This is a genomic window from Streptomyces sp. NPDC057249 (assembly GCF_042669245.1).
In the GTDB taxonomy this organism is placed as follows: Bacteria; Actinomycetota; Actinomycetes; order Streptomycetales; family Streptomycetaceae; genus Streptomyces.
Genome location: NZ_JBHUXS010000007.1, coordinates 334128 through 352905 on the forward strand (window position 1 = coordinate 334128; position 18778 = coordinate 352905).

Here is an 18778-nt window from a genome sequence, read left to right on the forward strand (position 1 = left end):
CCCTCTCCCGTCCTTCAACTTCCCGTACTCCGGTACGCCCGCAGCCCCGTCCGCCACGCCACGCCCGCCCCGGCCGCGCAGACGGTGGCCACCACCGGCGGCAGGAACGCCACCCAGGACGGCAGCCCCAACGGCAGCTCCCGGCCGAGCACGTACAGCACCGGCAACCAGTTCACGAAGGCCAGCGGCACCACGAACGTCACCCCGCGCACCAGGTCCTTCGCGAAGATCGTCGGCGGGTACTGGAGCAGCGTGTTGCCCCCGTACGTGAACGAGTTCTGCACCTGCGAGGCGTCCTGCGCGATGAACTGGAAGGCCCCGCCGGCCACGAACACCGCCCCGAAGATCACCGACCCGCTCAGCAGCATCAGCGGCAGCACGACCGCCCTCGCCGGGGTCCAGTCGATGTCCGCCGCCACCAGCCCGTACCCCAGCACCAGCAGCCCCTGGGTGATCCGCCCCAGCCTGCGCAGCGCGAAACGGTCGGCCGCCACCTGCGCGAGGACCGGGACGGGCCGCACCAGCAACGTGTCCAGCGTGCCGTCGCGCACCCGGCGGCCCAGCCGGTCCATCGACCCCATCAGCAGGTCCGCCAGGCCGAAGGCCGTCCCCGAAGCCCCGTACAGCAGTGCGATCTCCGGGAGCGTGTAGCCGCCCAGCGCGTCGACGTGCGCGAACATCAGCATGATCGTCACGAAGTCGAACGCCGTCGCCGTGAAGTTGCCGACCGCCGTCATCAGGAACGACGCCCGGTACGCCATCGTGGAACGCAGCCACATCGACACGATCAGCCCGTACGCCCGCACCCCCTCGACCAGCCGCGGGCGCGGGGCGAACACCGCCTCCGCCGCCACCTCCGGCACGGCCGCCTCCGCCACCTCAGCCACCCTGGACCACCACCCTCCGCGTCGCCACCGACTGCACCATCCGCCCCACCAGCAGCAACACCACGGCCCAGGACGCCTGGAACACGTACACCCGCACCAGACCCCAGCCCGTGTGCTTGCCCAGGAACACATCCGCCGGCACCTGGAGCAGCGCCGACCACGGCAGCAGCCGCGCCACCTCGCCCAGCAGCCCGGGGAACAGGCTCAGCGGCAGCAGCATCCCCGAGAAGAACAGCCCCGCCAGGAAGGCGATCTGCGCCGCGCCCGCCCCGTCCATCAGCCAGAAGGCGGACAGCGCCACCAGATAGCGGATCGCGAAGCTCACCACCACACCCAGCGCCACCGCGACCAGGAACGCCAGCCACGGCCCCGGCGACCCCGGCAGCGCCAGGTCGAACGCGAGGCCGCCGAGGGCCATCGGCACGATGCCGCGCCCCAGCAGGTGGAAGGCCGCCCGCCCCAAGTCCTGCGCCAGCCACCACAGCTGGAGGTCGACCGGGCGGTACAGGTCCACCGCGATGTCGCCGGTGCGGATGCGCTCGATCAGCTCGTCCTCGAAGCCGCCGCCCATCATCACGCAGGTCATCAGCAGCGCCTGGCCCAGCCAGACGAACGTGAGCGCCTGGGGCATGTCGTAGCCGCCGAGCCGGGGCCGCTCGTCCCACAACGCCATGTACGTGTAGGCGAGGATGAAGCCGAAGACGGTGTTGGTGAACACCCCCGCCGCCGTCTCGATCCGATAGGTGGCGTAACGGCGGAAACCGCCCGCCGCCACCACCGCGTAGACCCGCACAGCAACCGCCTCCCCGACAACGGGTGCCGCACCGTGCGTGGACACCAAAGCGCAGAACCCTAATCCAGCCGGACCGGCCGCCGCGAGCGCTTTTCGGCCGTCGATCCGAGGGATATGCGCCAGAAAAGGGCACTATGGGGGAACTGACCGCGGCCGAGGAGTCTGCACCGACATGAGCGACGAGCCACAGCAGCAGAACGGAGACACCGACCCCCCGGGCTGGGCCCCCAGGGACCTGCCTGCCGACGCCGCCGCCCCCGCCGCCGGTGAAGGCCCCCCGGCAGGCGAGGACACCGGCGCGAAGAAGCCCGGCAAGGCCGAGCGCCCCAAGCGCACCGGCTGGCGGCGGCTCGTCCCCACCTGGCGCATGGTCCTCGGCGGCGTACTCCTCATCGCCCTGATCCTGATCGGCGGGTTCCTCGCCGGCTACCAGCTGGTCGACATCCCCGCCGCCAACGCCAAAGCCACCGCCCAGTCCAACGTCTACCTCTACGCCGACGGCACCGTCATCGCCCGCGACGGCGACGTCAACCGCGAGAACATCAAGCTCGCCCAGGTCCCGCGCACCGTCCGGCACGCGGTCCTGGCCGCCGAGGACCGCGACTTCTACTCCGAACGCGCCGTCGACGTCAAGGCGATGTTCCGGGCCGGCTGGAACACCCTCACCGGCAAGGGAAAACAGGGCGGTTCGACCATCACCCAGCAGTACGTCAAGAACTACTACCTGGGCCAGGAACAGACCGTCGTCCGCAAGGTCAAGGAATTCTTCATCTCGATCAAGCTCAACCGCGAGCAGTCCAAGGACCAGATCCTGGAGGGCTACCTCAACACCAGCTACTTCGGCCGCAACGCCTACGGCATCCAGGCCGCCGCCCAGGCGTACTACGGCAAGGACGTCGGCGACGTCACCACCGCCCAGGGCGCGTACCTCGCCTCCCTCCTCAACGCCCCCAGCGCCTACGACGTCGTCGCCCACCCCGAGAACAAGGCCGCCGCCGTCGCCCGCTGGAACTACGTGCTGGACGGCATGGTCAAGGAGAAGTGGCTCGACCCCGCCGAGCGCGCCGCGATGACCTTCCCCGTCCCCGGCCCCGTCAAGCCCGCCAACAGCCTCTCCGGCCAGCGCGGCTACATCGTCAAGGCCGTCGAGGACTACCTCGTCGGCAACGACATCCTGGACGAGAAGACCCTCGCCACCCGCGGCTACCGCATCACCACCACGCTCCAGCGCGAGAAGCAGGCCGCCCTCGTCGAAGCCGTCGAGGACAAGGTCATGTCCAAGACCGACGACGACCGCGCACCCGACCGCAACGTCCGCGTCGGCGGCGCCTCCATCGACCCCGCCAACGGCCACGTCGTCGCCATGTACGGCGGCATCGACTACACCCGCCAGTACGTCAACAACGCGACCCGCCGCGACTACCAGGTCGGCTCCACCTTCAAACCGTTCGTCTTCACCTCCGCCGTCGCCAACGACTCCACCACCCAGGACGGCCGCCGCATCACCCCCAGCACCATCTACGACGGCACCAACAAGCGCATGGTCGAAGGCCCCGACGGACCCACCGGCTACGACCCCGCCAACGAGGACGACCGCAGCTACGGCCCCATCACCGTGTCCACCGCCACCGACAAGTCCGTCAACGCCGTCTACGCCCAGATGGCCGAGGACGTCGGCCCCGAGAAGGTCCGGCGCACCGCCGTCGGCCTCGGCATCCCCGAGGACACCTCCGACCTCACCCCCACCCCGTCCATTGCCCTCGGCGTCGCCACCGCCAGCGTCCTCGACATGACCGAGGCGTACGCCACCCTCGCCGCCCACGGCAAGCACGGCGCCCACGTCCTGGTCAGCAAGGTCACCAAGGACGGCGAGAACGTCGCCCTGCCCGGCCGTACGGTGAAGCAGGCCGTCAGCCGCGAGGCCGCCGACACCACCACCTCGATCCTCCAGAGCGTCGTCGAGGGCGGCACCGGCACCGCGGCCCAGGGCGCGGGCCGCCCGGCCGCCGGAAAGACCGGGACCGCCGAGGAGGACCGCGCCGCCTGGTTCGCCGGCTACACCCCCGGCCTCGCGACCGTCATCGCGGTCATGGGCCAGGACCCCGACACCGGCGCCCAGAAGTCCCTCTACGGCGCACTGGGACTCCCCCGCATCAACGGCGGCGGCGCCCCCGCCGAGACCTGGGCCCAGTACACCGGGGCCGCCCTGAAGGGCACCCCCGCCCAGGACTTCGACCTCGACGTGGAGGAGGGCACCGGCGACACCGCGCTGCCCACCGCCGAGTCCACCGCCCCCGGCGACACCGGCCGCCGCACCCCCTCCGCCACCCCCCGGCGCACCCCGCGCACCACCCCGTCCCAGACCCCCTCCGCCCCGCGCACCACCCCCGGCACCACGGACAACCCGGCCGGAGGCACCGGCGACGGCGGCACGACGGGCGGCGGGGCGGACACGGGCGGCGGGGACGGCGGCGGGAGCACCGGGGGCGACGGCGGGGACGGGGGCGGCGACATCGGCGGCTTCCTCGACGGGCCCCAGGGCACCCGGGCCCCCAGCACCCGCCCCTGAACCGGGCGCGGCGCGGGCCTCAGTGCCCCGAGGTGGCCTTCAGCCCGACCACGGCCACCAGCAGCAGGCACACGAAGAAGATCCGGGCCGCCGTCACCGGCTCGTGCAGCACCACCATGCCCAGGACCGCGGCACCCGCCGCGCCGATCCCGACCCACACCCCGTACGCCGTACCGATCGGCAGCGTCCGGGCCGCGTGCGACAGCAGCATCATGCTCGCCACGATCCCCAGACCCGTGAACACGCTCGGCCACAGCCGGGTGAACCCCTCCGTGTACTTCATCCCGATCGACCAGGCCACTTCCAGCAGACCGGCGACGACCAGCAGAACCCACGCCACGACAGCACCTCCGACGAGACAGAACACGCCAACCACACGGGTGCGTCGTCTTTGCGGAACCCGGTACGGCGCGTCTCGTCGGGGTCCCACCACCGTAGCAAAAAACAGGCGAAGGGCCTGGTGACAGCTGTCACCAGGCCCCTCGCCCACGCCACGGAGCTACAGATACAGCCCGGTCGAATCCTCCGAGCCCTCGAACCGGTCCGCGGCCACCGCGTGCAGGTCGCGCTCGCGCATCAGCACGTACGCCACACCCCGCACCTCGACCTCCGCCCGGTCCTCCGGGTCGAACAGCACCCGGTCGCCCGGCTCCACCGTCCGCACGTTCTGCCCCACCGCCACCACCACGGCCCACGCCAGCCGACGGCCGACCGCGGCCGTCGCGGGAATCAGAATGCCGCCGCCGGAACGCCGCTCGCCCTCGGGCGACTCGGACCGGACCAGCACTCGGTCGTGCAGCATCCGGATGGGCAGCTTGTCGTCGCTGTTCTCGCTCACGCCCCGCAACCTACCGGGCGCCGGGCCGCGCACGCGCGAGGGGTCAGCGCTTGCCGCGCCGCGAGGACACCACCACCAGGCCGACCACGCCCACCGCGAGCAGCGCCGCCGGAATCACACGCTCCAGCCGGGGGCCGCCCGTCTCGGACACGAACTGGGCCCGCACGTCCGACACCGCCCGGTTCACCGCCACGTACGCCCGTCCGGCCGTCCGGTCCACGGTCCCGGCGACCTTCGCCTTCGCGTCACCGATGATCGTCTTCGGGTGCACCCGCACCCCGATCTCATCGAGTACCACCGCAAGCCGCTCGCGCCTGCTGATGATGTCCGCCTCGATCTGCGCAGGGGTCCTGGCATCCGACACCGCGCCGCCTCCGTGGTCCTCGTCCGGTAAACCTTCATCGACAGTCTGTCAGTTCCGCCGCATCCGCACCCGGCGGCACCCCCATTACGCTCGGTCCCGTAGACCCCACGTACCAACGAGGAGAACCATGAGCGAGCGCCTCACGCCCGGCGACACCGCCCCCGCCTTCACCCTCCCCGACGCCGACGGCAACGACGTCTCGCTCGCGGACCACAAGGGCCGCAAGGTCATCGTCTACTTCTACCCCGCAGCGCTTACCCCCGGCTGCACCAAGCAGGCGTGCGACTTCACGGACAACCTCGATCTGCTCGCCGGGGCCGGCTACGACGTCATCGGGGTCTCCCCGGACAAGCCGGAGAAGCTCGCGAAGTTCCGCGAGAAGGAGAACCTCAAGGTCACACTGGTGGGCGATCCGGACAAGGAGACCCTTGAGGCGTACGGCGCGTACGGGGAGAAGAAGCTCTACGGCAAAACGGTGACGGGCGTCATCCGGTCCACCGTCGTGGTGGACGAGGAGGGCAAGGTCGCCCACGCCTTCTACAACGTCAAGGCCACCGGCCATGTCGCCAAGATCATCAAGGACCTCAAGATCTGAGGCACGGCGGGGTGTCCACGAGCCGCACGGAACGGACCGAAACGGGCCATTCACTGGGCTGAATGGCCGAAATCATGTGATGGACATCCCATTCCTTCGATGAACCGGTTTGCGGCCGCCATGTCCGCGCAGAAGCCTTTCCTGTAACAGTTGCCGAGGAAAGGAACCGGCCATGGCGGCCTCCGACCCCCACCAGGTGGCCGACCCGGAAGCGGTCAAACGCCACCCCGCGCTGTTCCGTGCCATCCGGAAGCGCCAGAACCCCAAGCTCCGGCGCACCGACATCACGGTCACGGACGACCAGGCGGTCAAGCGCGCGGTCAAGGCGGCCTCCCTCGGCAACGCCATGGAGTGGTTCGACTTCGGCATCTACTCCTACCTTGCCGCCACCCTGGGCCACGTGTTCTTCCCGTCCGGGAACGACACCACCCAGCTCCTGTCCTCCTTCGCCACCTTCGCGGTCGCCTTCCTCGTACGCCCCCTGGGCGGCATGTTCTTCGGGCCGATGGGCGACAAGATCGGCCGCAAGAAGGTCCTGGCGCTCACCATGATCCTGATGGCGACGGGCACCTTCGCGATCGGCCTGATCCCCTCCCACGCCACGATCGGCGTCTGGGCGGCCGTCCTGCTGATCTTCTTCCGCATGCTCCAGGGCTTCTCGACGGGCGGTGAGTACGGCGGCGCCTCGACCTTCATCGCGGAGTACGCCCCCGACAAGCGGCGCGGCTTCTTCGGCAGCTTCCTGGAGTTCGGCACGCTGGCCGGCTACGTGGGCGCCGCCGGGCTGGTGACGCTGCTGTACGCGCTCCTCGACGACGCCCAGATGGAGACCTGGGGCTGGCGCGTCCCGTTCCTCGTCGCCGGTCCGCTCGGCCTCGTCGGCCTCTACCTGCGACTGCGCCTGGACGAGACACCGGCCTTCCAGAAGCTGGAGGGCGGCACGGCGCACGCCACGGAGGCGGCGGACCACGTGGAGACGACGGCGAAGGGGGACCTCGCGAAGATCTTCCGCGACTACTGGCCGACGCTGATCCTCTGCATCTGCCTGGTCGGCGCGTACAACATCACCGACTACATGCTGCTGTCGTACATGCCGACGTACCTCTCCGACGAACTCGGCTACAGCGAGACGCACGGCCTGCTGATCCTGCTCGGCGTGATGGTGTTCCTGATGCTGATCATCAGCCAGGTCGGCAAGCTCTCCGACCGCTTCGGCCGCAAACCGCTCCTGATGACCGGCATGCTCGGCTTCCTGATCTTCTCGCTCCCCGCCTTCCTCCTCATCCGCCAGGGCAGCATCCCCGCCATCATCATCGGCATGCTGATGCTGGGCCTCTCCCTGGTCTGCATGCTCGGCACGATGTCGGCGGCGCTCCCGGCCCTGTTCCCCACGAACGTCCGCTACGGCTCGCTGTCGGTGGGCTACAACCTCTCGGCGTCGATCTTCGGCGGTACGACCCCGCTGGTGATCACGGCCCTGATCAGCGTCTCCGGCACCAACCTGATGCCGGCGTACTACTCGATGGCGGCGGCCCTGGTGGGTGTGATCGCGGTGGCCTGCATGAAGGAGACCGCGAACAAGCCGCTGGACGGTTCCCCGCCGTCGGTGGAGACGAGCGAGGAGGCCGCGGAACTGGTCGCGGCCCAGACCCCGGACCCGAAGTTCTGACCCCTCCGCCCGGTCGCAACCGCGGCCCCAAAGAGACGAGCACGCCGTAAACCTCCGAGCCGACGGTGCGTCCCCTTGTAGACTGCCGGGGAGGCGCGAGTGCTGGAATTGGTTAGACAGGCTGGTTTTAGGTACCAGTGCCCTAGCGGCGTGAGGGTTCGAGTCCCTCCTCGCGTACCCCCTCAGCAGGCCCGACTCGCTCAGCGGCGAGTCGGGCCTGCTGCGTTCACGAGGGGTGTCACCCCACCAGCTCCCGCACCACCGGCACCAGCGCCCGGAACGCCTTCCCCCGGTGGCTGATCGCGTTCTTCTCCGCCGGGGTCAGTTCCGCACACGTGCGGGTCTCGCCGTCCGGCTGGAGGATCGGGTCGTAGCCGAAGCCGTGGACTCCGGCGGGGGCGTGGCGGAGGGTGCCGGTGAGGCGGCCCTCGACCACGCGTTCCGTGCCGTCCGGGAGGGCGAGCGCGGCGGCGCAGGCGAAGTGGGCCCCGCGATGGGGGTCGGAGATGTCACCGAGCTGGGCGAGGAGCAGGTCCAGGTTGGCGCGGTCGTCGCCGTGGGTGCCGGACCAGCGGGCCGAGAAGATGCCGGGGGCGCCGCCGAGGACGTCCACGCAGAGGCCGGAGTCGTCGGCGATCGCGGGGTGGCCCGTGGCCTGGGCGAGGGCGTGGGCCTTGAGCAGGGCGTTCTCGGCGAAGGTGACGCCGGTCTCCTTGACGTCGGGGACCTCCGGATACGCGTCGGCGCCGACGAGCTCGTGCGTGAGGCCGGCGTCGGCGAGGATCGCGTGGAGTTCGGTGATCTTCCCGGCGTTGCGGGTGGCGAGGATGAGGCGGGTCATGCGACCAGTATCGCCGGACCCGGGCTCACGCCTCGTCGGGCAGGCGGGCGGCCAGGGCGCGGATGCCGGCCAGCACCTCGTCGGCGGTGGGGGCCGACTCCGGGTCGGTGATGTGCTGCATCATCAGCCCGCCGACCAGGGCGAGCTGTACGGAGCCGAGGGTGCGCACGGTCTCCTCGGAGAGTTCGTCCTCGGGCGTCCCGGTGACCTCGTGCGCCATGCCGCTGCGCCCGTGACGCAGCCCTGAGGCGACCTGCTCGCGGAGCTCCGGGTCGCGCTGGGCGCGCAGGATCGTCTCCAGATTGGCCAGCCAGAAGGTCTTGTTGGCCGAGAACGCCTCGATGAGGCGGCTCCAGAGGGCCTGGACATCGCCGTCCCGCTCGGCCGGTCCGAACGCCTGCCCGCCCGAGTCGAGCGCCTCGAAGAGCGCCTGGTTGAGCAGGGCCTCCTTGGAGCCGAAGTGGTAGCCGATGGCCGCCATGCTGACGCCCGCCGCCGAGGCGAGGTCGCGGACCGTGGTGCGGTCGTACCCCTTCTCGAAGAGGCACTTCCTGGCCGCTTCCAGCAGCTTCTCCCGGTTTCCCATACCCATGCGCCGCATCCTAGGGCCGCCCGAGGGAGTGAGACGAGCGCCTGACGCAAAGGTTTTGCGCGTTCGCCTTAAACAAGCGTCTTGCACGATTGCCCAACTGGCCGCTACGTTGGTCCCGTTGGCGCACCGAAGACCACGTCGAGCTCTGGAGTCCGCATGAGTCCCCTGAAGTCCCGTGTCACCGCCCTGGCCGCAGCCGTCGTCGGCGCGGCACTCACCACCACGGTCCTGGCGCCGGCCGCCGACGCCGCGGAGCGTCCGCTTCCGACCCGGGTGGTGACCGCCGAAGGCCCCGTGCGGGGAGCGGTCGCCGGTGCGGTGCGTACGTTCCAGGGCATTCCGTACGCGGCTCCGCCGACCGGTGAGCGCCGGTGGAAGAAGCCGCGGCCGGTCCGGCCGTGGTCGGGCACGCTGGATGCCCGGACCCCGGGGAGCGCGTGCGCGCAGCCGGCGGATCAGCCCATCTCGATCGCCGGCGGGGGCGGTGAGGACTGCCTGTATCTGAATGTCACGACGCCGGCCGTCCGGTCGGCTCGGCCCCGGCCGGTGATCGTGTGGATTCACGGCGGGAGCTTCGCCTACGGGGACGGGGCGAGCTACGGCGCGGCGAAGCTGGCGGCGGCGCGGCAGGGCGCGGTGGTGGTGACGGTCAATTACCGGCTGGGGGCGTTCGGGTTCCTGTCGGCGCCCGGTCTGCGCGCTCCGGCGAATCTGGGGCTGCTGGACCAGCAGGCGGCGCTGCGGTGGGTGGCGCGCAACGCGGGCGCCTTCGGCGGCGATCCGGAGAATGTGACGCTCATGGGCCAGTCGGGCGGGGGCTACAGCGTGTGTGCCCAGATGGTGTCACCGGGGGCGCGGGGGCTGTTCCACAAGGCGATCCTGCAGAGCGCGGGGTGTGTCGGGCCGGACGGTTCGTTCACCAGGGCCGAGGCGGAGGAGCAGGGCGAGGCGGTCGTCGCGGCGGCCCTGGGCGGCGGCGCGGAGGCGAAGGACGTCGACTCGCGTCTGCGGGCCCTGTCGACGGCCGACCTGGTCGCCGCCTCGGTGTCTGGTCACGACGGGTTCCGGCCGGTGGTGGACGGTGAAGTGGTGCCGGAGGCGCCGGCGCGGGCGATCGCGGCGGGGCGGTTCGCGCGGGTGCCGGTGCTGCACGGTTCGACGCACGACGAGATGAGCGGCCTGGCCGGTCTGGACGAGCTCATGACGGGGAAGCCGCTGACCGCCGAGGGGTACGCGGAGAAGGTGGCGGACCGGTTCGGTGCGGACGCTCCGGCGGTGCTGGCCGAGTATCCGGTGGAGCGGTACGAGGCTCCGGCGGCGGCGCTGTCGGCGGTGCTGACGGATGCGGACTGGTCGATGGCGGCGCTGGACACCCAGCGGGCGCTGGCGCGGCACACCTCGGTGTACGCGTACGAGTTCGCCGAGGCGTCGGCGCCGTATTTCCGGAACGTGCCGCGTCCGGCGAGCTTCTCCCTGGGCACGGGTCACATGACGGATCTGGCCTACCTGTTCGAGAACGAGCTTTTCGAGCCGTTGGACGCGGCGCAGGCGGAGTTGTCGGACACGGTGGTCGGCTACTGGAGCCGGTTCGCGAGCACCGGCCGGATGAACGGTCCGGGGCTGCCGTCGTGGCAGCGGTTCTCGAACGGTGACGCGTACGTGCAGCGCCTCGCGTCCGGGAACGTCGGCCGGACGGACTTCGCGGCGGACCACCACTACGCGTTCTGGAAGGGGCTCGCCTCGTCCTGAGCCGGGTCCGGGTGTCCCCGGCGGTCTGCGCGCCGCCGGGGACACCGGCGCGTCACGGGGTGCAGACCTTGCCGATCTCGGCCGCGGCGTCGGTGACCGGGCTGATGTCCGGGGTGGCGTCGCCCTTGTCGATGGCGTCGCGGACGTTGGTGACGCCGGAGCGGAGGTCGTCCACGGCCTTGGAGAGGTCGGCGTCGTCCGTCGTGTCGCCGAGGTTGCCCAGCTCCTCCTGGATCTGGTCCAGGGCCTCGGATGCCTGGGTGGGGTCGCTGGAGGCGTTGGACACGGCCTGGCTGAGGTTGTCGACGCTGGTGGCGATGGCGTCGGCGGTGCGGACGCAGTCGAGCGTCTTGTCGAGGGCGCCGCAGCCCGCCGCCGCGGTGGCGGTGATCAGTACGGCGGTGACGGCCAGTGCGGTGCGGTGGAGCCGGTGGCGCGTGGCCATGGTGTGGTCCCTCCCCGGGATGCGGATACGCGGACGGGCGCACGGTTCGACCCGTGCGCCCGTATGCGTATCGACGCCGCTCGGCGGGACTTGGTTGCCTCTTTACCTTCTCGGTCCGTTTTTTCAGGCGCCGGGGGCGGTGGCGGCCAGTGCCTCGGTCTGGAGCCGGGCGAGGTCGACGCAGCCGGCGGTGGCGAGGTCGAGCAGGGCGCCCAGCTCCGTACGGTCGAAGGGCTGGGCCTCGGCGGTGCCCTGGACCTCCACGAAGCGGCCGTCGCCGGTGCAGACGACGTTCATGTCGGTCTCGGCGCGGACGTCCTCCTCGTAGCAGAGGTCGAGGAGCGGGGTGCCGTCCACGATGCCGACGCTGACGGCGGCCACGGTGCCGGTCAGCGGCTTGCGGCCGTGCTTGATGATCTTCTTGCCCTGGGCCCAGGCGACGGCGTCGGCGAGGGCGACGTAAGCGCCGGTGATGGCGGCGGTGCGGGTGCCTCCGTCGGCCTGGAGGACGTCGCAGTCCAGGACGATGGTGTTCTCGCCAAGCGCCTTGTAGTCGATGACGGCGCGCAGGGAGCGGCCGATGAGCCGGCTGATCTCGTGGGTCCGGCCGCCGATCTTGCCGCGTACGGATTCGCGGTCGCCGCGGGTGTTGGTGGACCGGGGCAGCATCGAGTACTCGGCGGTGACCCAGCCCTCGCCGCTGCCCTTGCGCCAGCGCGGCACGCCTTCGGTGACGGAGGCGGTGCAGAAGACTTTGGTGTCGCCGAAGGAGATGAGTACGGAACCTTCGGCGTGCTTGCTCCATCCGCGTTCGATGGTGACGGGACGGAGCTGGTCGGCGGTGCGGCCGTCGATACGAGACATGGCGCCGAGCCTATCGGGTGGCGGGGGCCTCGGTTTCCGGGTGCGCCGCAGGCCCCGTCCGGGTGGGCGGGGCCTGCGGGAGCGGGTTCAGGCGGTCGTCACATCATGTCTTCGATGTCGGCCGCGATCGGGTCCGCGTCGGTGCCGATGACGACCTGGATCGCGGTGCCCATCTTCACGACGCCGTGTGCGCCGGCGGCCTTGAGCGCGGCTTCGTCGACCTTGCCCGGGTCGACGACCTCGGTGCGGAGGCGCGTGATGCAGCCCTCGACCTCTTCGATGTTCTCGATTCCGCCGAGCCCGGCGACGATCTTCTCAGCCTTGCTGGCCATGGCCTTCTCCCTGGTTCCTCATGTGCGTGCGACGGCCCACCATGGGTCCGTTTCGTCACGGTAACGCACGGTTGGCCCAACTTCTCGGGCGGGCAACCGCACGGTCCCCAATGATGACGATCACCGGCGCCCCGCCTTCCGGGCCGGGCTCCGCACCGTATCGCGACTGGTCTACACCAGTATGCGACGACCGCCAAACCAGGCGTGTTCCGGGAGGATGCCGATGAGTTCGAACGCGGCCGCGCTACCGCAGCGGAAGTGGTGGAACGGGCCGGTCCAGGGCCTGCAGAAGGTCGGCCGCAGTCTGCAGCTGCCGGTGGCCGTCCTGCCCGCGGCCGGCCTGCTGGTCAGCCTCGGCAACCTCTTCGACTCGTCGCTGCACGGACGCTTCTGGGACAAGACCGCGAAGGTCCTCCTCAACGGCGGGAGCGCGATCCTCGACGGCGAGCTGGGCCTGCCGCTGCTCTTCTGCATCGGGGTCGCGATCGGCTTCGCCAAGAAGGCGGACGGCTCGACGGCCCTGGCCGCGGTCGCCGGCTTCCTGGTCTACCGGGGGGTGCTGACGGCGTTCCCGGTGGACGGTTCGGTGACCAAGGAGGTTCCGGAGGGGGTGCCGCAGAACCCCGGTGTGCTGGGCGGCATCATCATCGGGCTGCTGACCGCCGTCGTCTGGCAGCGCTACCACCGCACCAAGCTGGTCGACTGGCTCGGCTTCTTCAACGGCCGCCGGCTGGTCCCGATCCTGATGGCGTTCCTCTGCGCGATCCTGGGCGTGCTGTTCGGACTGCTGTGGCAGCCGGTGGGTGACGCGCTGACCTGGTTCGCCAAGCAGCTGATCGACCTGGGCGCCTGGGGCGCGGCGATCTTCGGCTTCGCCAACCGGCTGCTGATCCCGATCGGCATGCACCAGTTCCTGAACACGTTCTTCTGGTTCCAGGCGGGCGAGTTCACCGGGACCGACGGGGGCACCGTCCAGGGCGACATCTCCCGGTTCTTCGCCGGGGACCCGTCTGCCGGGCAGTTCACCTCGGGCTTCTTCCCGATCATGATGTTCGGGCTGCCCGCGGCGGCGCTGGCCATCGCGCACACCGCGCGGCCGGAGCGGCGCAAGGAGGTGGCGGGGCTGATGCTGTCCGTCGCGCTGACGTCGTTCGTGACGGGTGTGACGGAGCCGCTGGAGTTCTCGTTCCTCTTCGTCGCGCCGCTGCTGTACGGGGTGCACGCGATCCTGACCGGTGTGTCGATGGGGGTCACCTGGGCGTTCGGCGTGCACGCCGGGTTCAGCTTCTCGGCGGGACTGATCGACTACGTCGTCAACTGGCACCTGGATACGAAGCCATGGCTGATCATCCCGATCGGGCTCTGCTTCGCGGTGATCTATTACGTGATCTTCCGGTTCGCGATCACCAAGTTCAACCTCCCGACGCCCGGGCGCGAGCCCGAGGACGTGGAGGAGGACATCGAGAGGAACCTCACGAAGTAGCCTTTATGCAAGGTCACTGATCTTGTGCGTACGGCCCCCGGACCATGCGGTCCGGGGGCTTTTCGCATGTCACGGTGCGTATGCGGCAGCTGCTGCGAAGTAGTCGCAAATTGGAGGTTCCTTATCTAACCCTCACCGTGCTACAACTGGTCTACACCACTCAGTGGTCCAGACCACGTGAAGCTTCACGCGACACGTTTCTCGAGTCGTCGCCCACCAAAAACCCCCTGTCCCCGGCGGCGCCTTGCTTACTGGAGGAAGTTGATGAGTACGGCCACCGCTACGGCGGCCCCCGCGAAGAAGCGGGGCTCCGGCCTGTTCCAGGGCCTGCAGAAGGTGGGTCGCAGCCTGCAGCTGCCGATCGCGGTGCTGCCGGCCGCCGGCCTCATGGTCCGGCTGGGGCAGGACGACGTGTTCGGCCCCGACGGGCTCGGGTGGGACAAGGTCGCGGCTGTCTTCGGCAACGCCGGCAGCGCGATCACCGGCTCCCTGCCCATCCTGTTCTGCGTCGGTGTGGCCATCGGCTTCGCGAAGAAGGCGGACGGCTCCACCGCCCTCGCCGCTCTCGTGGGCTTCCTGGTCTACAACAAGGTGCTCCAGGCGTTCCCCGTCACCGACGCCGTGGTCAACACGACGGCCAACAAGGGTGTCGACGTCGCCGCGACGTTCAACGACCCCGGTGTCCTCGGCGGCATCATCATGGGTCTGCTCACCGCGGTCCTGTGGCAGCGGTACCACCGCAAGAAGCTGGTCGACTGGCTCGGCTTCTTCAACGGCCGCCGCCTGGTGCCGATCATCATGGCCTTCGTCGGCGTCATCGTCGGCGTCTTCTTCGGCCTGGTCTGGGAGCCGATCGGCGACGGCATATCCAACTTCGGCGAGTGGATGACCGGCCTCGGCTCCGGCGGCGCCGCGCTCTTCGGCCTGATCAACCGCGGGCTGATCCCGATCGGCATGCACCAGTTCGTGAACACCGTCGCCTGGTTCCAGCTCGGTGACTTCACCGACGCCGCCGGCGAGGTCGCGCACGGCGACTACGGCCGCTTCCTCGCGGGTGACCCGTCCGCCGGTATGTTCATGTCGGGCTTCTTCCCGATCATGATGTTCGGCCTTCCGGCCGCCGCGATCGCCATCGCGCACACCGCTCGCCCTGAGCGTCGCAAGGCCGTGATGGGCATGATGGTCTCCCTGGCCCTGACCTCGTTCGTCACCGGTGTGACCGAGCCGATCGAGTTCTCGTTCATGTTCATCGCGCCGCTGCTGTACGTGATCCACGCGGTCCTCACGGCCGTGTCGCTGGCCGTGACCTGGGCCCTCGGCGTCCATGCGGGCTTCAACTTCTCGGCCGGTCTCATCGACTACGCCCTGTACTGGAAGCTCGACACGAAGCCCTGGCTGATCATTCCGATCGGTCTCGTCTTCGCCGCGATCTACTACGTGGTCTTCCGCTTCGCGATCACCAAGTTCAACCTCACCACCCCGGGCCGCGAGCCCGAGGAGGAGGTCGAGGACCTGACCAAGTAGGTCCGGCCCGACAGCTCGAAGCCCTCACCTTCCCGGCGGAAGGTGAGGGCTTCGTCGTACCCGCACGCCGTACGCGTACGAGCGCACCGCTCAGACTTCGTACACCGCGCCCGGGACCGCGAGTTCCGTCGGGCCGGTGAAGACCTCGCGGGCGTCGGAGAGGTTGCGTCCGGCGTCGGTCCACGGCGGGATGTGCGTCAGCACCAGCCGGCCGACGTCCGCCCGGGCCGCCAGCTCGCCGGCCTCGCGGCCGTTGAGGTGGAGGTCCGGGATGTCCTCCTTGCCGTGCACGAAGGACGCCTCGCAGAGGAAGAGGTCGGTGCCCTCGGCCAGCTCGTCCAGGGCCTCGCAGGTGCCGGTGTCGCCGGAGTACGTGAGCGAGGAGCCGCCGTGCTCGATGCGGATGCCGTAGGTGTCCACGGGGTGCCGGAGCTTCTCCGTGCGCACCGAGAAGGGGCCGATCTCGAACCAGCCCGGCTTCAGCGTGTGGAAGTCGAAGACCTCGCTCATCGCGTGGTCGGACGGGGTGTCCGCGTGCGCGGTGGTGAGCCGCTGCTCGGTGCCCTCGGGGCCGTAGACCGGGATGCGGGCGGGGCGGTCGCCGCCATGCGGGTAGTACCGCACGACGAAGTACGCGCACATGTCGATGCAGTGGTCGGCGTGCAGGTGGCTGAGGAAGATCGCGTCGAGGTCGTAGAGACCGACGTGGCGCTGCAGCTCGCCGAGGGCGCCGTTGCCCATGTCGAGGAGCAGCCTGAAGCCGTCGGCCTCTACGAGGTAGCTCGAACATGCCGATCCCGCGGAGGGGAACGAGCCGGAGCAGCCGACGACGGTGAGCTTCATGGAGCGTGAACCTCCGAGACGTGGGAACGGGGAGGGTTCGTGCGGTTCTCGCGGTGCGGTTTGTTGAGCGTAAGGCGCGAAAGTGCGGGTCGCTCCTTCGGGGTGGCTCGTTGTGGGGGAACTCACCTGCGCTGTCACCGGTTCGGGTGGCACCGGGGCCCCGCCCCGGACCCCGCGCCTCACACGCCGGCGGGGCTGGATGGTGCGGCGCAGCCGAAAAAGCCCCCGTTGCCGCGGGTGTGCGGCAACGGGGGCAAAATCAAGCCCCTCCGGCGATTGAGGAGCGGGGGTACGGGGGCAGCGCCCCCGATCACGGGTTACGCCCAGAGCTGCCCCTGGAGCGTGGCGATCGCCGCCTCCGTGGTGGGCGCGGTGTACACGCCCGTGGACAGGTACTTCCAGCCTCCGTCGGCCACGACGAACACGATGTCCGCGGTCTCCCCGGCCTTCACCGCCTTGTTGCCGACGCCGATCGCGGCGTGCAGCGCCGCCCCCGTGGAGACGCCCGCGAAGATCCCCTCCTGCTGGAGGAGTTCGCGGGTGCGGGTGACCGCGTCGGCGGAGCCGACCGAGTAGCGCGTGGTGAGGACCGACGCGTCGTACAGCTCGGGGACGAAGCCCTCGTCCAGGTTGCGCAGGCCGTAGACCAGGTCGTCGTAGCGCGGCTCGGCGGCCACGATCCGGACGCCCTCGACGTGCTCCCGCAGGTAGCGGCCGACGCCCATGAGGGTGCCCGTCGTGCCGAGCCCCGCGACGAAGTGGGTGACCGAGGGGAGGTCGGCGAGGATCTCCGGGCCGGTCGTCGCGTAGTGGGCGCCCGCGTTGTCGGGGTTGCCGTACTGGTAGAGCATCACCCAGTCCGGGTGTTCGGCCGAGAGCTCCTTGGCGACGCGGACCGCGGTGTTGGAGCCGCCCGCCGCCGGGGAGGAGATGATCTCGGCGCCCCACATGGCGAGCAGGTCGCGCCGTTCCTGGGAGGTGTTCTCCGGCATCACGCACACGATGCGGTAGCCCTTGAGCTTGGCCGCCATGGCGAGCGAGATGCCGGTGTTGCCGCTGGTGGGCTCCAGGATCGTGCAGCCGGGGGTGAGCCGGCCGTCCTTCTCCGCCTGCTCGACCATGTGCAGCGCGGGGCGGTCCTTGATCGAGCCGGTGGGGTTGCGGTCCTCCAGCTTGGCCCAGATGCGGACGTCGTCCGAGGGTGACAGCCGCGGCAGGCGGACGAGCGGGGTGTTGCCCACCGCGGCGAGCGGGCTGTCGAAGCGCATCAGTTCATGCCGCCGGCGACGGCCGGGAGGATGGTGATGCTGTCGCCGTCGCTCAGCTTGGTGGAGATGCCGTCCAGGAAGCGGACGTCCTCGTCGTTCAGGTAGACGTTGACGAAGCGGCGCAACTGGTCGCCGTCCACGATCCGCTCGCGGATGCCCGTGTGGCGGGTCTCCAGGTCCGTGAAGAGGTCGGCGAGGGTGTCCCCCTGGCCCTCGACGGCCTTGGCGCCGTCGGTGTAGGTGCGGAGGATGGTCGGGATGCGGACCTCGATGGCCATGGCGTGGGCTCCTGTCGAAGCGGAGTGGTGGCGGTGGGCGTGGGGCGTGCGGCTCTGCCCCCGCGCGGGGTCGGTACGTGGTGCGGTGGGCGCCCGGCCGGTCGGCGGCGCCCGGGCATGGCCCGGCTCAGGCCTCGCGGCCGGCGGACCGGTGGTTCGTACAGATCGCGCTGGAGAGGCGGCACAGGTCGACGTGCAGGCGCGCCACGAGCAGCGAGCCCGGCGTCTTGTCACTCACGTCATGGGGAACCATGCGGTCATCGTATCGATTCCCGGCCGGTGATTCGGAGTGTGATCTCAGCTGGTGGATGGTCGGCGTTCGGTGGGCGGACAGGGCCGGTCGCCCGGCCCCGTCCCGGCCCCCCGGAGGCGGGCTCCGGGGCGGTCAGGCGGCCGGGTACGCCGCCACGACCCGGACCTCCTCCTCGGTGATCTCGCCGTCCACGATGCGGTACGAGCGGAACTGGAAGGGGCCCGCGTCGTCGGTGTCCGCGGTGGACACGAGGACGTAGTGGGCGCCGGGCTCGTTGGCGTACGTGACGTCGGTGCGCGAGGGGTACGCCTCGGTCGCTGTGTGCGAGTGGTAGACGATCACCGGCTCCTCGTCGCGGTCGTCCATCTCGCGGTAGAGCTTGAGCAGGTCGGCGGAGTCGAACTCGTAGAACGTGGGCGAGCGCGCGGCGTTGAGCATGGGGATGAAGCGCTCGGGACGGCCGCTGCCGGCGGGTCCGGCGACGACGCCGCACGCCTCGTCGGGGTGGTCGGCGCGGGCGTGCGCGACGATCTGGTCGTACAGCGTCTGGGTGATGGTCAGCATGGCGCCCAGGATAGGACGACGGGCCCC

Annotated in this window: 21 protein-coding genes, 1 tRNA gene and 1 riboswitch; of the genes, 7 read left to right on the top strand and 15 right to left on the bottom strand. The window is 70.2% G+C overall.

Annotated elements, in window-relative coordinates; translation table 11 throughout:
* Window positions 1-14 precede the first annotated feature (14 nt).
* Together ACFUJY_RS16100 and ACFUJY_RS16105 are read right to left on the bottom strand one after the other, a co-directional pair.
* Window positions 15-887, bottom strand: a complete 873-nt coding sequence (locus tag ACFUJY_RS16100; RefSeq protein WP_383299267.1) for an ABC transporter permease — start codon at window positions 885-887, stop codon at window positions 15-17.
* Entirely contained in the window at window positions 880-1680 is an 801-nt protein-coding gene (locus ACFUJY_RS16105) for an ABC transporter permease (protein ID WP_383299269.1), read from the bottom strand. The genes ACFUJY_RS16100 and ACFUJY_RS16105 overlap by 8 nt, the downstream gene beginning before the upstream one ends.
* Before the next feature lie 172 nt (window positions 1681-1852).
* On the opposite strand from ACFUJY_RS16105, the gene ACFUJY_RS16110 reads away from it, so the two are divergent.
* A complete protein-coding gene (locus ACFUJY_RS16110) occupies window positions 1853-4249 on the top strand; it encodes a transglycosylase domain-containing protein (protein WP_383299272.1) in 2397 nt (798 codons plus the stop codon).
* Window positions 4250-4268: 19 nt separating this feature from the next.
* Here ACFUJY_RS16110 and ACFUJY_RS16115 read toward each other — a convergent pair whose 3' ends face one another.
* From ACFUJY_RS16115 to ACFUJY_RS16125, 3 genes are all read right to left on the bottom strand, one after another.
* The gene (locus ACFUJY_RS16115; RefSeq protein ID WP_018105629.1) at window positions 4269-4589 is read right to left on the bottom strand and encodes a multidrug efflux SMR transporter; all 321 of its coding nucleotides are present in this window, start codon (window positions 4587-4589) and stop codon (window positions 4269-4271) included.
* A gap of 39 nt (window positions 4590-4628) precedes the next feature.
* A riboswitch (guanidine-III (ykkC-III) riboswitch) is annotated at window positions 4629-4693 on the bottom strand.
* 55 nt (window positions 4694-4748) lie between these two features.
* The gene (locus ACFUJY_RS16120) at window positions 4749-5087 is read right to left on the bottom strand and encodes a co-chaperone GroES (RefSeq protein ID WP_164399948.1); all 339 of its coding nucleotides are present in this window, start codon (window positions 5085-5087) and stop codon (window positions 4749-4751) included.
* Window positions 5088-5130: 43 nt separating this feature from the next.
* On the bottom strand, window positions 5131-5451 hold the full coding sequence (locus tag ACFUJY_RS16125) for a DUF3618 domain-containing protein (RefSeq protein WP_383299276.1): 321 nt from the start codon (window positions 5449-5451) through the stop codon (window positions 5131-5133).
* 127 nt (window positions 5452-5578) lie between these two features.
* On the opposite strand from ACFUJY_RS16125, the gene bcp reads away from it, so the two are divergent.
* From bcp to ACFUJY_RS16140, 3 genes are all read left to right on the top strand, one after another.
* Complete coding sequence (gene bcp, locus ACFUJY_RS16130; RefSeq protein WP_383299279.1) at window positions 5579-6046, top strand: thioredoxin-dependent thiol peroxidase; 468 nt, start codon at window positions 5579-5581, stop codon at window positions 6044-6046.
* 172 nt (window positions 6047-6218) lie between these two features.
* Window positions 6219-7715, top strand: coding sequence for a glycine betaine/L-proline transporter ProP (proP, locus tag ACFUJY_RS16135; RefSeq protein WP_383299282.1), 1497 nt, complete (start codon window positions 6219-6221; stop codon window positions 7713-7715).
* Window positions 7716-7808: 93 nt separating this feature from the next.
* Window positions 7809-7892: transfer RNA gene (locus ACFUJY_RS16140), tRNA-Leu, on the top strand.
* A 61-nt stretch (window positions 7893-7953) separates the two neighbouring features.
* On the opposite strand, the gene rdgB is transcribed toward ACFUJY_RS16140, so the two are convergent.
* Together rdgB and ACFUJY_RS16150 are read right to left on the bottom strand one after the other, a co-directional pair.
* Window positions 7954-8556 carry an RdgB/HAM1 family non-canonical purine NTP pyrophosphatase gene (rdgB, locus tag ACFUJY_RS16145; RefSeq protein ID WP_383299284.1) on the bottom strand — a complete coding sequence of 201 codons (603 nt, stop codon included), beginning with the start codon at window positions 8554-8556 and terminating at the stop codon, window positions 7954-7956.
* Window positions 8557-8581: 25 nt separating this feature from the next.
* The gene (locus ACFUJY_RS16150) at window positions 8582-9148 is read right to left on the bottom strand and encodes a TetR/AcrR family transcriptional regulator (protein WP_383299287.1); all 567 of its coding nucleotides are present in this window, start codon (window positions 9146-9148) and stop codon (window positions 8582-8584) included.
* Between the two features lie 156 nt (window positions 9149-9304).
* Here ACFUJY_RS16150 and ACFUJY_RS16155 point away from each other — a divergent pair, with 156 nt between their 5' ends.
* Window positions 9305-10897, top strand: coding sequence for a carboxylesterase/lipase family protein (locus ACFUJY_RS16155; RefSeq protein WP_383299290.1), 1593 nt, complete (start codon window positions 9305-9307; stop codon window positions 10895-10897).
* Window positions 10898-10949: 52 nt separating this feature from the next.
* Here ACFUJY_RS16155 and ACFUJY_RS16160 read toward each other — a convergent pair whose 3' ends face one another.
* The 3 genes from ACFUJY_RS16160 to ACFUJY_RS16170 form a co-directional block, all read right to left on the bottom strand.
* Window positions 10950-11342 carry a hypothetical protein gene (locus tag ACFUJY_RS16160; protein WP_383299293.1) on the bottom strand — a complete coding sequence of 131 codons (393 nt, stop codon included), beginning with the start codon at window positions 11340-11342 and terminating at the stop codon, window positions 10950-10952.
* A gap of 123 nt (window positions 11343-11465) precedes the next feature.
* Window positions 11466-12206: a ribonuclease PH gene (gene rph, locus ACFUJY_RS16165; protein ID WP_383299296.1), complete on the bottom strand. Its 741-nt coding sequence runs from the start codon at window positions 12204-12206 to the stop codon at window positions 11466-11468.
* A gap of 98 nt (window positions 12207-12304) precedes the next feature.
* Entirely contained in the window at window positions 12305-12538 is a 234-nt protein-coding gene (locus ACFUJY_RS16170) for a PTS glucose/sucrose transporter subunit IIB (RefSeq protein ID WP_290349524.1), read from the bottom strand.
* 223 nt (window positions 12539-12761) lie between these two features.
* Here ACFUJY_RS16170 and ACFUJY_RS16175 point away from each other — a divergent pair, with 223 nt between their 5' ends.
* Window positions 12762-14021, top strand: a complete 1260-nt coding sequence (locus ACFUJY_RS16175; RefSeq protein WP_383299300.1) for a PTS transporter subunit EIIC — start codon at window positions 12762-12764, stop codon at window positions 14019-14021.
* Window positions 14022-14285: 264 nt separating this feature from the next.
* On the top strand, window positions 14286-15545 hold the full coding sequence (locus ACFUJY_RS16180) for a PTS transporter subunit EIIC (protein ID WP_383299303.1): 1260 nt from the start codon (window positions 14286-14288) through the stop codon (window positions 15543-15545).
* Window positions 15546-15635: 90 nt separating this feature from the next.
* Here ACFUJY_RS16180 and ACFUJY_RS16185 read toward each other — a convergent pair whose 3' ends face one another.
* From ACFUJY_RS16185 to ACFUJY_RS16205, 5 genes are all read right to left on the bottom strand, one after another.
* Window positions 15636-16388 (bottom strand): MBL fold metallo-hydrolase, encoded by a 753-nt coding sequence (locus tag ACFUJY_RS16185; RefSeq protein WP_383299306.1) that lies wholly within the window; start codon window positions 16386-16388, stop codon window positions 15636-15638.
* A gap of 317 nt (window positions 16389-16705) precedes the next feature.
* Window positions 16706-17656 carry a PLP-dependent cysteine synthase family protein gene (locus ACFUJY_RS16190; protein ID WP_383299309.1) on the bottom strand — a complete coding sequence of 317 codons (951 nt, stop codon included), beginning with the start codon at window positions 17654-17656 and terminating at the stop codon, window positions 16706-16708.
* Window positions 17656-17934 (bottom strand): MoaD/ThiS family protein, encoded by a 279-nt coding sequence (locus ACFUJY_RS16195; RefSeq protein WP_143616195.1) that lies wholly within the window; start codon window positions 17932-17934, stop codon window positions 17656-17658. The genes ACFUJY_RS16190 and ACFUJY_RS16195 overlap by 1 nt, the downstream gene beginning before the upstream one ends.
* 127 nt (window positions 17935-18061) lie before the next feature.
* Window positions 18062-18187: a putative leader peptide gene (locus tag ACFUJY_RS16200; RefSeq protein WP_275408399.1), complete on the bottom strand. Its 126-nt coding sequence runs from the start codon at window positions 18185-18187 to the stop codon at window positions 18062-18064.
* A 132-nt stretch (window positions 18188-18319) separates the two neighbouring features.
* A complete protein-coding gene (locus ACFUJY_RS16205; RefSeq protein ID WP_383299312.1) occupies window positions 18320-18751 on the bottom strand; it encodes a Mov34/MPN/PAD-1 family protein in 432 nt (143 codons plus the stop codon).
* Window positions 18752-18778: the final 27 nt, after the last annotated feature.